The organism is Massilia aerilata, from assembly GCF_042656905.1.
Classification (GTDB): Bacteria; Pseudomonadota; Gammaproteobacteria; order Burkholderiales; family Burkholderiaceae_D; genus Telluria; species Telluria aerilata.
The window spans coordinates 341,301-355,631 of sequence record NZ_JBHSMZ010000006.1; the positions used below are offsets into that span (position 1 = coordinate 341,301).

Below are 14,331 nucleotides of genomic sequence, written 5' to 3' on the forward strand. Positions count from 1 at the left end.
AAATTGCAAATGTGCAAGTTTATGACCGATGCGTAACAGTGTTGCCATTTTTTACTTGCCCTGGCTTGACTTGATCGAACACAAGAGTATCTTTACGAGTTTCTGACATTTAACAATACATGTCCGCCCCGCTCTACTTCTTCTCTACCTCGAGGAACCCAAGTCGATGAATAACATGACTGACATGGCTGAACAGCTGGATGTCAAGCTGCTGCTTTCCACGCTGATGGCGCTGAAAAAAGGCGACTTCTCCGTGCGCATGCCCTCCGACTGGACCGGCGTGTCCGGCAAGATTGCCGACACCCTGAACGACATCATCGAAACCAAGCAGAAAATGGTCGAGACGGTGACGGAAGTGTCGCGCGTCGTGGGCCGCGAAGGCCACTTGACCCAGCGTGCGGACGTGCCGGGCGTGGTCGGCGGCTGGTCGACCATCATCAGTTCCGTCAACACCCTGATCGACGACCTGGTGCGTCCGACGACCGAGATGGCGCGCGTCATCGGCGCGGTGGCGAAGGGCGACCTGTCGCAGACCATGGCCCTGGAAGTGGATGGGCACCCGCTGAAGGGCCAGTACCTGCGCGCGGCGACTACCGCGAACACGATGGTGGAACAGCTGTCCTCCTTCTCCTCCGAGGTGACGCGCGTGGCGCGCGAGGTCGGTACCGAGGGCAAGCTGGGCGGCCAGGCCTACGTCCCGGGCGTCGCGGGTACCTGGAAGGACCTGACCGACTCGGTGAACTCGATGGCGGGTAACCTGACCTCGCAGGTGCGTAACATCGCGGAAGTGACCACCGCGGTGGCGAACGGCGACTTGTCGAAGAAGATCACGGTGGACGTGCGCGGCGAGATCCTGCAGCTGAAGGACACCATCAACGTGATGGTGGACCAGCTGCGATCCTTCGCCTCCGAGGTGACGCGCGTGGCGCGCGAGGTGGGTACCGAGGGCAAGCTGGGCGGCCAGGCCTATGTGCCGGGCGTGGGCGGCACCTGGAAGGACTTGACCGACAACGTGAACTTCATGGCGTCCAACCTGACGGGCCAGGTGCGTAACATCGCGGCGGTGACGACCGCGGTGGCGAACGGCGACCTGTCCAAGAAGATTACCGTGGACGTGAAGGGCGAGATTCTCGAACTGAAGAATACGATCAACGTGATGGTGGACCAGCTGTCCTCCTTCGCATCCGAGGTGACGCGTGTGGCGCGTGAGGTGGGTACCGAGGGTAAACTCGGCGGCCAGGCGCAGGTGAAGGGCGTGGCCGGTACCTGGAAAGACTTGACCGACTCGGTGAACTCGATGGCGGGTAACCTGACCGGCCAGGTGCGTAACATCGCGGACGTGACGACCGCGGTGGCGAACGGCGACTTGTCCAAGAAGATCACCGTGGACGTGAAGGGCGAGATCCTGGAGCTGAAGAACACCATCAACGTGATGGTGGACCAGCTGAACTCCTTCGCGTCCGAGGTGACCCGCGTGGCGCGTGAGGTGGGTACCGAGGGCCGCCTGGGCGGCCAGGCGAACGTGCCTGGCGTCGCCGGCACCTGGAAGGACTTGACCGACGGCGTGAACTCGATGGCGGGTAACCTGACCGGCCAGGTGCGTAACATCGCGGACGTGACCACCGCGGTGGCGAACGGCGACCTGTCCAAGAAGATTACCGTGGACGTGAAGGGCGAGATTCTCGAACTGAAGAACACCATCAACGTGATGGTGGACCAGCTGTCCTCCTTCGCCTCCGAGGTGACCCGCGTGGCGCGCGAGGTGGGTACCGAGGGCAAGCTGGGCGGCCAGGCCTATGTGCCGGGCGTGGGCGGCACCTGGAAGGACTTGACCGATAACGTGAACTTCATGGCGTCCAACCTGACGGGCCAGGTGCGTAACATCGCGGCGGTGACGACCGCGGTGGCGCGCGGCGACCTGTCCAAGAAGATTACCGTGGACGTGAAGGGCGAGATCCTGGAACTGAAGGACACCATCAACGTGATGGTGGACCAGCTGTCCTCCTTCGCCTCCGAGGTGACCCGCGTGGCGCGCGAGGTGGGTACCGAAGGTAAACTCGGCGGCCAGGCGAACGTGTCCGGCGTGGCGGGTACCTGGAAGGACTTGACCGAGAACGTCAACCAGCTGGCGGCAAACCTGACCAACCAGATGCGTGCGATCGGTGAAGTCGCGACGGCGGTGACCCGCGGCGACCTTTCGCGTTCGATTCAGGTGGAAGCGCGCGGCGAGATGTCCTACCTGAAGGACAACATCAACGAGATGATCCGTAACCTGAAGGAGACCACGCAGAAGAACGCGCAGCAGGACTGGCTGAAGACCAACCTGGCGCGCTTCACCCGCCTGCTGCAGGGCCAGCGCGACCTGGGCGCGGTGACCAAGCTGATCCTGTCGGAACTGGCGCCCCTGATTACCGCCCACCACGGCGTGTTCTACATGATGGACTCGGAAGGCAACGATGCGCGCCTGCGCCTGATCGCCTCCTACGGCTACCGCTCCAGCCGCAAGCTGCCGACCTCCTTCCTGCCGGGCGAAGGCCTGGTGGGCCAGTGCGCGCTGGAGAAGACCCGCATCTGGTTGACCGACGTCCCGCGCGACTACATCCAGGTGTCGTCGGGCCTGGGCGCGGCGCCGCCGACGAATATCGTGGTGCTGCCCATCCTGTTCGAACAGCAGGTCAAGGCGGTCATCGAGATCGCCTCGCTGGACCGCTTCACCGAGACCCACCTGTCCTTCCTCGATCAGCTGATGGAATCGATCGGCGTGGTGCTGAACACCATCGAGGCGAACAGCCGTACCGAATCGCTGCTGACCCAGTCGCAGTCGCTGGCGCAGGAACTGCAGCAGACCAACCAAGAGCTGGCGGAGAAAGCGCGCCTGCTGTCCGAGCAGAACATCGAGGTGGAACGCAAGAACCGCGAGGTGGAACAGGCGAAACTGGCGCTGGAAGAGAAGGCGACCCAGCTGGCCCTGTCCTCGAAGTACAAGTCCGAGTTCCTGGCGAATATGTCGCACGAACTGCGTACGCCCCTGAACTCGCTGCTGATCCTGGCGCAGCAGCTGTCGGATAACCCCGAGGGCAACCTGTCGATGAAGCAGGTGGAATTCGCGAAGACCATCCACGGCTCCGGCTCCGACCTGCTGACCCTGATTAACGACATTCTCGACCTGTCGAAGATCGAGTCCGGCACCGTCACGCTGGACGTGTCCGAGTACCGCTTCTCGGCCCTGCGCAACTACGTGGACCGCACCTTCCGCCACATGGCCGAAGCCAAACACCTCGGCTTCGGGGTCGAGCTGGCGGACAACCTGCCGACCGCGCTGATGACGGATACGACGCGCCTGCAACAGGTCCTGAAAAACCTGCTGTCGAACGCGTTCAAGTTCACCAGCCATGGCCAGGTGTCGCTGAACATCAGCCTCGTGACCAGCGGCTGGACCGCCGACCACCCGCACCTGCTGCATGCCGATGCGGTGCTGGCCTTCTCGGTCAGCGACACCGGCGTCGGCATCCCGTCCGACAAGCTGCAGCTGATCTTCGAAGCCTTCCAGCAGGCCGACGGCTCGACCGCCCGCAAATACGGCGGCACCGGCCTGGGCCTGTCGATCTCGCGCGAACTGGCGCGCCTGCTGGGCGGCGAGATCCGCGTCGAATCGACGGTCAACATCGGCTCGACCTTCACGCTCTACCTGCCTTACAACCGCGCCGGTTTCATCAACTACGAGCAGACCCGCCAGCCGCAGCCGGCGCGCCTGGCGCCGCCGCAGCAGCCGGTCGCGCTGGCCGCTCCGGCCCCGGCGATGCTGCTGGAAGTGGAAACCGACACCGCGGTCGGCACGGCGCTCGCCGTGCCCGATCCCGCGACCGGCCTGGTCGAGTACGCGAGCATGCTGGACGACCGCGGCCTGATCGTGCCGGGCGACCCCTCGGTGCTGATCGTCGAGGATGACGAGCGCTTCGCCAAGACCCTGCTCGACTTCGCCCGCGAGAAGAACTTCAAGGGCATCGTGACCCACCGCGGCGACTCGGCGCTGTCGCTGGCGCGCGACTTCCAGCCGGCCGCGATCCTGCTCGACATCGACCTGCCGGACATCGACGGCCTGACGGTGCTGGAGCGCCTGAAGCGCGACCCGGGCACCCGCCACATCCCGGTGCACGTGCTGTCGGCGATGCGCGAGCGCGAGCGCGCGCTGCGCCAGGGCGCGATCAGCTATATCAACAAGCCGGTCAGCCGCGAGATGCTGCAGGAGGAATTCACCCGCATCCAGAAGTTCCTGATGGGCGGCAAGCGTTCGCTGCTGGTGGTCGAGGACGACATGGCCCAGCGCGAATCGATCGTCTCGCTGATCGGCGACTCCGACGTGCGCATCGTCACGGTGGACACCGGCGCCGCGGCGCTGGAGGCCCTGGCCGCCCAGCACTTCGACTGCATGGTGCTGGACCTGACCCTGCCGGACATCTCGGGCTTCGATCTGCTCGACCAGATCGGCAAGCAGCCGCTGCTGCGCGACCTGCCGATCGTGATCTACACGGCCGCGGAACTGGGCCGCAAGGAAGTCACGAAGCTCAAGCGCTACGCCAAGACCATCGTGGTCAAGGACGCCCGCTCGCCGGAGCGCCTGCTGGACGAGACCGCGCTGTTCCTGCACCGCTCGCACGCCAGCCTGCCCGACCTGCAGCGCCGCATCCTGGAAGAGATCCACGCGGCCGACGGCGGCCTGGCCGGCCGCAAGGTGCTGATCGTCGACGATGACCTGCGCAACATCTTCGCGCTGTCCTCGCTGCTCGAGCGCCAGCAGATGCAGGTCTTGTTTGCCGAGAACGGCCGCGACGGCATCGAGGTGCTGGAGAAGGATCCGAGCATCGAGATCGTCCTGATGGACATCATGATGCCGGAGATGGACGGCTACGACACGATGCGGGCGATCCGCCGCATCCCGAAGTTCAAGTCGCTGCCCATCATCACCCTGACCGCGAAAGCGATGAAGGGCGACCGCGACAAGTGCATCGCCGCCGGCGCCTCGGACTACATCACCAAGCCGGTGGATGTCGCCCAGCTGCTGTCGATGATGCGGGTCTGGCTCCATTGATGGCTGCATCGAGGGGGGCATCATGAATGCGTGGACCGGCCTTGCGGCCGGGCTCGCGATCGAGGAGCTGGAAACGGAGCTGCTGCTGGAAGCGATCTTCCAGCGCTTCGGCTACGACTTCCGCGCCTACGACCGCGCGGCGGTGCGCGCAAGGCTGAACCAGGCCATGCGCGCGGGCGGTGCGGCCACCCTGTCAGGGCTGCAGGAACGGGCGCTGCACGATCCCGGGGCAGCGTCAAGCCTGCTGCGCGCGCTGTCGGTGCCGCCCGCCCAGCTGTTCGACTGCGTCGGCCACGCGTCCCGCCTGCGCGGGGTGCTGGCGCCGTCGCTGCGCGGCTGGCCGGTGCCACGGGTCTGGCTGGCCGACTGCGCCGGCGTGGGCGAGGCGTGGACCCTGGCCATCGTGCTGGCCGAGGAAGGCGTGATGGGCAAGCTCGACATCCACGCCACCCTCGCCAACGAAGAGCTGGTGGCGGCGAATCAGGACGCCTGCCTGCCGCTGGCCGAGCTCGAGGAAGCGCGCCAGCGCCACCTTGACAGCGGCGGCCGCGGCGACCTGCTGTCCTTCTTCGAGATCGGGGATGGCGAGGACGGCAAATGCGCCCGCCTGCGCGCCGACCTGCGGCGCCGCATCACGTGGTCGCAATACAGCCTGGTGACGGACGCCTCCTTCAACGAGTTCCAGGCGATTTTGTGCTGCCACGCGCTGGGCGACTTCGGGCCGGTGCTGCGCCAGCGGGTGCTGCGGCTGTTCCATGACAGCCTGGCGCGGTTCGGGGTGCTGTGCCTGGACCGCACGCTGTCGGTGGCGGATGCGTGTGCGGGGACGTATCAGGCGATCGAGGGGGATCGGCCGTGGTATAAGCGGGTGGGATAATCAAGCACCGTCATTCCCGCGCAGGCGGGAATCCAAGTTCCGCAGGCGTTGCGTCAGCGCGTCCAACTTGGATTCCCGCCTCCGCGGGAATGACGTTTCAAGGCCACAGGCCGCGTTTACACCACCGCCGCACTCGGCCTTTCCGCCACCCGATCCCGCCAGGCCTGCAGGTGGCCAAACCCCTCCTCCCCCGCCCTGAACTTCATCAGCCCGCGCGCAAACTCCAGCGCGCAGAAGGCCGTGATGTCGGCAATCGTGAAGCGGTCCCCGGCAATGAAAGCCTGGCGCGCCAGCACGCCGTCCAGCCAACGCGCGGTGTCGCGCATCTTCTGGCCCTGCGAGGCGCCGAAGTCGGCGAACTGCGGCTGCTCCAGCGGCGCCAGGCCGGGATGCGTGTGGCGGATGCAGTTGGCGGCCTTCAGGAACAGCTGCAGTTCGGCGCGGCGGTCGGCCATTTCGATGAAGGCGCGCTCCTCGAAGCCCTCGCCCATCAGGTTGTGCTGCGGGTAGAGGCCCTCGAGATAGGTGCAGATCGCGCGGGTCTCGGCCAGTTCGCGGCCGTCGTCCAGTTCCAGCACCGGAATCTGCGCCATCGGGTTCATGCCGGTGAAGCCCTCGCTCCTGTGCTCGCCCTTGAACAGGTCGACCTGCACCAGCTCGATGCCGGTGATGCCCTTTTCGGCGATGAACATGAGCACGCGGCGCGGGTTCGGGGTACGGTGGCTGGTGTACAGCTTCATGCGTCCTCCTTGTAACGGTTGTACAGATTGACAGGGTAGCATCTTGAACGTAGATTCGCGGCTTGACCTTGCCCTTTTTTCGAGACCCCATGCACCGCAATCTGCTGTCCGCCGCCATCGCCCTCGCGTTCGCCGCCTTTCCCCTTCAACAAGCAGCCGCGGCCTTGACGCCGGCAGCGAACCAGGAAGCCACCACCCAGCTGCCGCGCGGCGTGATCCCCAGCCATTACGACATCGCGCTGGCGCCCGACGCCGCCAGGGGCCGCTTCGACGCCAAGGCCGTCATTACGCTGAGCGTCGCCAGGGCCACCAGCAGCATCACATTGAACGCGGCCGACCTGGGCTTCAAGGACGTGACGATCGCCCCGGCCGCCGGCGGCGCCGCGCAAACGGCCAGGTCCAGCATCGATGCCGACGCCCAGACCGCCAGCTTCGCCTTCGACAAGCCGCTCGCGCCCGGCCTGTACAAGCTCACGCTGGATTACAGCGGCGTGATCGGCACCCAGGCGGTCGGCCTGTTCTCGCTCGATTATCCCGGCAGCGATGGCAAGCAGCAGCGCGCCCTCTACACCCAGTTCGAGAACTCGGACGCGCGCCGCATGATCCCGTCATGGGACGAGCCGGCCTACAAGGCGAGCTTCACGCTGGAGGTCACGGTCCCGGCCGGCCAGATGGCGGTCAGTAACATGCCGGCCGCGCGCACGGAAACGCTGGCCGACGGCCGGCGGAAGGTGAGCTTCGCGAAGTCGCCGAAGATGTCGACCTACCTGCTCTTCCTCGCGGCGGGCGACTTCGAGCGCGCCACCGCGAAGGAGCAAGGCACCGAGCTGGGCGTGGTCACGCGCCGCGGCGCCATCGACCAGGCGAAATTCGCGCTCGACTCCTCGAAGGACATCCTGCGCGAGTACAACGATTACTTCGGCGTGCGCTACCCGCTGCCCAAGCTGGACAACATCGCCGGCGCCGGCCGCAGCCAGTTCTTCGGCGCGATGGAAAACTGGGGCGCCATCTTCACCTTCGAATACGCGCTGCTGTTCGACCCGGCCAGCTCGACCCAGCACGACCGCCAGGAGATCTTCGCCACCGCGGCCCACGAGATGGCGCACCAGTGGTTCGGCGACCTGGTCACGATGCGCTGGTGGGACGACCTGTGGCTGAACGAAGGCTTCGCCTCGTGGATGGAAAGCCGCATGACCGCGCGCCTGCACCCGGAATGGAATACCCGCCTGGGCACGGTCGGCAGCCGCGACGGCGCCATGCAGCGCGACTCGGTCGCCACCACCCACCCGGTAGTGCAGCACATCCAGACCGTCGAGCAGGCCAACCAGGCCTTCGACGAGATCACCTACCAGAAGGGCGAAGCCGTCATCCGCATGCTCGAAGCCTATGTCGGCGAGAACGCCTGGCGCAGCGGCGTGCGCAGCTACATGCAGGCCCACGCCTACGGCAATACCGTGTCCGACGACCTGTGGAAGCAGATCGAGAAGGCGGCCCGCAAGCCGGTGACGGCGATCGCCCACGACTTCACGCTGCAGCCGGGCGTGCCGCTGATCCGCGTCGGCGAGCCGGTGTGCAGGAACGGTTCGACCACGGTGGCCCTGGCCCAGGGCGAATTCGCGCGCGACCTGCCAGGGAAGAAGCCGCTGGCCTGGCGCGTGCCGGTGATCGCGCAAGTCGCCGGCAATGCGAAGCAGGCGTCGACGCTGGTGGCCGGCGGCAAGGGCAGCATCGTGCTGCCGGGCTGCGGCGCGGTGATCGTCAACGCCGGCCAGAGCGGCTATTACCGCACCCTGTACGCACCGAAGGAATTCGCGCGGCTGGCGCAGGCCTTCGCGACGCTGGCGCCGATCGACCAGCTCGGCCTGCTGTCGGACAGCTCGGCACTGGGCCTGGCCGGCCTGCAGCCGGCATCGAGCGCGCTGGACCTGGTCAAGGCCACGCCGGTGGGCGCCGACCCGCAGGTCTGGAGCCGCATCGGCCACGTGTTCGAGGGACTGCACTGGCGCTATGGGGACGACAAGGCGCGCCGCCAGCGCCTGGACGCGTTCGCGATCGCGCGCCTGGCGCCGGTGATGGCGCAGACCGGCTGGGAAGCCCGGAATGGCGAAGCCCCGGCCATCGCCAACCTGCGCGAGCAGCTGATCGACACCCTGAGCGAGCTCGGGGACCCGACCGTGATCGCCGAGGCGCGCCGCCGCTACGCCGCGATGGACAAGGATGCGTCCGCGGTGCCGGGCCCGCTGCGCAAGACGGTGCTGGCGGTGGTCGCCCAGCACGCCGACGCCGCCACCTGGGACGGCCTGCACGCCCGCGCCAGCGCGGAGACCAACCCGCTGCTACGCGACCGCCTGTACACGCTGCTCGCCATCGCCGAAGACAAGGCGCTGGCCCAGCGCGCGCTCGACATGGCGCTGACCGACGAACCTGGTCTCACCAACAGCGCCGCGATGATCTCGGCGGTGGCCCAGCGCTACCCGGACATGGCGCTCGACTTCGCGCTGGCGCACGTGGAGAAGATCAACCAGCGCGTCGACGCCAGCTCGCGCAGCCGCTACTTCGCGCGCCTGGCCATGGGGTCCTCGAATCCGGCGACGGTCGCCAAGCTGCAAGGCTACGGCCAGGCCAACCTGGCGCCGACCTCGCGCGGCGACGTCGATGCGGCGATCGCGGCGATCCAGGACCGCATCAAGACCAATGCGGCGCGGCTGCCGGAGATCGACGCCTGGCTGCAGCAGAACGGCGGCTGATCAATCCAGGGCGCGCATGAACGCGGCCGGTGCGGAAGCCCCGCGCCGCGCCGCCCATGCCGCCAGCCAGTCTTCCAGCCGGCGCGCGGCATCCGGCCGCTGCGCCGGCGGCACGAACAGTCCCAGCTTGGTGCGGCGCCACAGGATGTCCTCCGCGGTGTGCGCCCATTCGTGCTTGACCAGCCAGTCGGCCTCGATCTCGAACAGGCCCGGCACGATTTCCTCGCCGAGATCGGGCCGGCTGCGGTAATGGCCCAGCATCGCGCCCAGCCGGGTGCCGTAGGCGCGCGCATAGCGGGCCACCAGCGCCGGCGGCAGCGCGGCGTACTGCTGCTGGCGGGTGCGGGTCCAGGCCTCGAAGTCGCGCACCGCGCGGGCGCTGGGCTGCCGTCCGAACAGGTCGCCGCCCGGCAGGCAGGCCTGGCCGGTCCAGCCGGGCACGCGCCGCCCCAACGCGGGCGCGATCCAGTCCACGGCCTGCTCGGCCAGCTTGCGAAAGGTCGTTACCTTGCCGCCGAAGACGGACAGTAAGGGCGCGCCATTGCGGTCCGTTTCGAGCCGGTAGTCGCGGCTGGCGCTCGATGCATTCCTCCCCTCCTCGCCGATCAGCGGCCGCACGCCCGCATAGCTCCACACCAGGTCTTCCGGCCCGATACGCTGGACGAAGGCGCGGTTGACGGCAGCGCACAGGTAATCGACTTCCGCATCGCCGATCGCGACCCGGTCGATGTCGCCCTGGTAGTCGACGTCGGTGGTGCCGACCAGGGTGAACTGCCCCTCGTAGGGAATCGCGAACACGATGCGGCCGTCCGGCTGCTGCAGGATATACGCGCTGTCGTGGGTGAACAGGCGCGGCACCACGATGTGGCTGCCCTTCACCAGGCGCAGCGCGCGGGCGCCGGTCTTGCCGGTGGCCGTGCCGAGGAAGCTCGCCGCCCACGGGCCGGCCGCGTTCACGACGCAGCGCGCCTGCACCCGCAGCGCCTCGCCGGCGCCCTGCAGGGTGGCGGTCCAGCGCTGGGCCTCGCGCACCAGTTGCGTGCAGCGCGTGCGCGTCAGGATGGTGGCGCCGCGCTCGCGGGCGTCGATGGCGGCCAGCACCACCAGCCGCGCGTCGTCGACACAGGCATCGGAATAGGCGAAAGCACGGCTGAAGTGGGGCTGCAGCGGCGTGCCGGCCGGGTGCTCCCGCAGCGACAGCGCCTCCGAGCCGGGCAGGAAATCGCGGTGCGCCAGATGATCGTAGAGGAACAGGCCGGCGCGGATCATCCAGGCCGGCCGCATGCCCACGCCGGGCGCGTGCGGCATCACGAAGCGCAGCGGGCGCATGATGTGCGGGCCGCTTTTCAGCAGCACCTCGCGCTCGGCCAGCGCCTTGCGCACCAGGCCGAAATGGTATTGCTCGAGGTAGCGCAGGCCGCCGTGGATCAGCTTGCTGGACGCCGAGGACGTGTGCTGGGCCAGGTCGTCCTTTTCGCACAGCACCACGCGCAGCCCGCGTCCGCTGGCGTCGCGCGCGATGCCGGCGCCGTTGATGCCGCCGCCTACCACCAGTACGTCGCAATCGATGCGCCGGCCAGACCTGCCTCTTGCATGCTCGCTCATCCCGCCTCCCCATGTCCGCGCAGCAGTCAAGTGTAGTGTCCGCCCGGCCGCGGGTATTCGTCCATATCAATGTAGAATTCCCGCATGACGATACGCGCCTGGGTTCGCATGCCTTCCGGCAAGCGCCTCGACCTGCTCAATCCTACCCCATTCGACTGGGACGATGCCGACCTCGCCCTGGGCCTGGCCCGCACCTACCGCTGGGGCGGCCACTCGGCCTGGCCGCTGCCGCTGTCCGTGGCCCAGCATTCGATCTGCGTGATGCTGCTGCGCCGCGCCGCCGCGCCGGCGCCGCTGGCGCCCGTCATCGAATTGCGCGAACTGCTGCACGACGCCGAGGAAGGCTTGCTCGGCTTCGACGCCGTCTCTCCTCTGAAGCCCTTCCTCGGTGAAGGGTTCAAGGCATTGACGCGGCGCCTGGAGCAGATGGTCTTTCTGCGCTACGGCCTGCCGGCCTGGACGCCCACCGAACACGCGAAGCACAAGCGGGCCGACCGCCTGGCGGCCGCCAGCGAGGCCGTGCACGTGGTCGGCTGGAAGGTGGAGGAAGTGCGCAATACCCTGCGCATCCGCGCCGCCGTGCTGGAAGAAGACCCGCTGGCCGAGCGCTACCGTTGCCGGCCCTGGGAGCCCTGGCCACCGGTGATCGCGGCCGAGCGTTTCCTGCTCGAACTGGATCATTTGAAGCAGCGCATCGAGGCGGGAGAGGGTCATGGCTGAGGCTTTCGATGCCGCCATCGCCTTGGACGGCCTGCGCCGCCAGCGCGATCTCATGCCTCAATGAAAGAATCTTTCGCCCTGAGCTCCCAGATGAAATTTTCTTTCATGTAGAAATAATGCGCAGTCATGGCCATACAGAACAATTGGCCTTACGAAAATGCTAAGACCTTTCTCAAGATCAGCGCCTAAATCCTTGATTCCTCAGCTTTTATTTTCATATCCACAGGAAATGTGGATAACTGTGTGGACAAGCGCCTCTTGACAAGCCGGGAGCGCAGTATTGGTGCGGGTTTCAACAAATTGCCCGTTCAACAGGCAAATTTTAAGCCTATACAAATCAATGACTTACACCTGGCCTAGTTTTGTGAAGGATATGGCTATGAGGCAAATTCCTACAACTGTAGGACACGGGGGATAACTCATTCGGGCTAGCCGAAAACCGGCCTCATTTCCAGGCATTTCTTGCCCTGTCTCTCACCAGCATTCGCACCTCGTCCGGCATCGGCTTGCGGCTGTGCGGCGTGTCGGCGTTCACCCAGCTGCATTCCTCGAAATGCTTGAGCATGGCCGGGCTGATGAAGCGGGTGCGCTGGGCGTAGACGTGGCGGTCGCCCATCTGCGCCTGCTGCTTGATGAAGAAGCGGTTCGGCAGCACCAGGTGCAGCTGCTCCCTGGCGCGCGTCATCGCCACATAGAGCAGGCGCCGCTCTTCCTCGATGTCGTCGGCGCTGCCGGTGGCCATGTCGGACGGGATGCAGCCGTCGACCACGCTCAGCACGTGCACGGCCTTCCACTCCTGGCCCTTGGACGAGTGGATGGTCGACAGGATCAGGTAGTCCTCGTCCAGCAGCGGCGGGCCGGCGCGGTCGCTGGTCGCATCGGGCGGGTCCAGCGTCAGCTCGGTCAGGAAACTCTCGCGCGAGCCGTAGCCGCCGGCCAGCTGCACCAGCTGCTCGAGGTCGGCCGCGCGCACCGGGGCGTCGTCGTACAGGCGTTCCAGGTGCGGCAGGTACCAATTTTTCACCAGCTCGATGTCCATCGGCCAGCGCAGCCCTGGCGCGCGCAGCGTGCGGTACAGCGCCACGAAGGCTGCCCAGTCGCCTTGCGCGCGCGCCGGGGCCTCGAAGGCTTCCATGGCGGCGGCCGGCTCGGCGGACTCGCCCACCGCATCCAGCAGGCGCGCCGCGGTGGCCGGGCCGATGCCGGGAATCAGCTGGGCGACGCGGAAGCCGGCCAGGCGCCCGTTCGGGTTCTGGGCAAAGCGCAGCACCGCGAGGATGTCCTTGATATGGGCCGCTTCCAGGAACTTCAGGCCGCCGAACTTCACGAAGGGGATGTTCCGCCGCACCAGTTCCAGTTCCAGCGCGGCGCTGTGGCTGGCGGCGCGGAACAGCACCGCCTGCTGGGTCAGCTTTGTGCCGCTTTCCCTCTGCGCCAGCACCTGGTTGCAGACCCAGCGCGCCTGCTCGGCCTCGTCCGGGATCAGCACCAGCTGCGGCTTCGCCGTCGACACTTTATCGGTCCACAGCGTCTTCGCATGCCGTTCCAGCGCCGCCGCGATCACCGCGTTCGAGGCATCCAGGATGGGCTGGGTCGAGCGGTAGTTGCGGTCCAGCGTGATCGTGCGCGCCGGCTGCGAGAAGGCTTGCGCGAAGTCGAGGATGTTGCGCACCGTCGCGCCGCGGAAGGAATAGATCGATTGCGCATCGTCGCCGACCACCATCACCCCGCGCCCATCCGGCTTCATGCCCTGGATGATGGCGGCCTGCAGGCGGTTGGTGTCCTGGTATTCGTCGACCAGTACATGGTCGAACAGCGCGCCCAGCTCCGGCCCCAGCGCCGGGTCGGAGGCCATCTCGGACCAGAACAGCAGCAGGTCGTCGTAATCGAGCACGTTCTGCTCCTGCTTGGCGTCGACGTAGGCGCCGAACAGGCGTTTCAGCTCCTCTTCCCATTCGCCGCACCAGGGGAAGGTCGACTGCAGCACGTCGGCCAGCGAATCGCGGCTGTTCACCACCCGCGAATAGATCGCCAGGCAGGTTCCCTTCAGCGGGAAACGCTTCTGGCCGCCGGTAAGGCCGATGTCCTGGCGCACCATGCCCATCAGGTCTTCGGAATCGGCGCGGTCGTGGATGGTGAAGGAGGCTTCCAGCCCGATCCGGCCCGCGTACTCGCGCAGCAGGCGCGCGCCGATGGCGTGGAAGGTGCCGGCCCAGGGCAGCGCGGCCACCGCCTGCGCGGAGGTGCCGAAGATGCGCTGCAGGACGCCGCCGGCGCGCTGCACCATCTCGTTGGCGCCGCGCCGCGAAAACGTCAGCAACAGGATGCGCTGCGGGTCGGCGCCGGACTGGATCAGGCGCGCGACGCGGTGCGCCAGCGTATTGGTCTTGCCCGAGCCGGCGCCGGCCACCACCAGCAAGGGCCGCGGCGCCGCGGCGCCGACGTCATGCTCGACCGCCGCGCGCTGTTCGGGATTCAGGGACGCATAAGGGTCCGCGAGCGCGGGCTCGGCGAGGCTGGGGTCGGCGGTATCGGGCATGGGACGACAGTTCT

The 14,331-nt window shown here is 67.0% G+C and carries 7 protein-coding genes; 4 read left to right on the top strand and 3 right to left on the bottom strand.

Annotated elements, in window-relative coordinates:
• The first annotated feature begins 166 nt into the window (after nt 1-166).
• Nucleotides 167-5,089 (top strand): response regulator, encoded by a 4,923-nt coding sequence (locus tag ACFPO9_RS10665; protein ID WP_379770385.1) that lies wholly within the window; start codon nt 167-169, stop codon nt 5,087-5,089.
• A 22-nt stretch (nt 5,090-5,111) separates the two neighbouring features.
• Nucleotides 5,112-5,966: a CheR family methyltransferase gene (locus tag ACFPO9_RS10670; protein ID WP_379770387.1), complete on the top strand. Its 855-nt coding sequence runs from the start codon at nt 5,112-5,114 to the stop codon at nt 5,964-5,966.
• A gap of 116 nt (nt 5,967-6,082) precedes the next feature.
• Here the strand turns inward: ACFPO9_RS10670 and ACFPO9_RS10675 are convergent, their stop codons facing one another.
• Nucleotides 6,083-6,706, bottom strand: coding sequence for a glutathione S-transferase family protein (locus tag ACFPO9_RS10675; protein ID WP_379770390.1), 624 nt, complete (start codon nt 6,704-6,706; stop codon nt 6,083-6,085).
• Between the two features lie 89 nt (nt 6,707-6,795).
• Here ACFPO9_RS10675 and ACFPO9_RS10680 point away from each other — a divergent pair, with 89 nt between their 5' ends.
• The gene (locus ACFPO9_RS10680) at nt 6,796-9,453 is read left to right on the top strand and encodes a M1 family metallopeptidase (protein ID WP_379770392.1); all 2,658 of its coding nucleotides are present in this window, start codon (nt 6,796-6,798) and stop codon (nt 9,451-9,453) included.
• On the opposite strand, the gene glpD is transcribed toward ACFPO9_RS10680, so the two are convergent.
• Nucleotides 9,454-11,058 carry a glycerol-3-phosphate dehydrogenase gene (glpD, locus tag ACFPO9_RS10685; protein WP_379770395.1) on the bottom strand — a complete coding sequence of 535 codons (1,605 nt, stop codon included), beginning with the start codon at nt 11,056-11,058 and terminating at the stop codon, nt 9,454-9,456.
• Nucleotides 11,059-11,142: 84 nt separating this feature from the next.
• On the opposite strand from glpD, the gene ACFPO9_RS10690 reads away from it, so the two are divergent.
• Entirely contained in the window at nt 11,143-11,778 is a 636-nt protein-coding gene (locus tag ACFPO9_RS10690) for a phosphohydrolase (protein WP_379770397.1), read from the top strand.
• Nucleotides 11,779-12,223: 445 nt separating this feature from the next.
• On the opposite strand, the gene ACFPO9_RS10695 is transcribed toward ACFPO9_RS10690, so the two are convergent.
• Complete coding sequence (locus ACFPO9_RS10695) at nt 12,224-14,317, bottom strand: ATP-dependent helicase (protein ID WP_379770399.1); 2,094 nt, start codon at nt 14,315-14,317, stop codon at nt 12,224-12,226.
• Nucleotides 14,318-14,331: the final 14 nt, after the last annotated feature.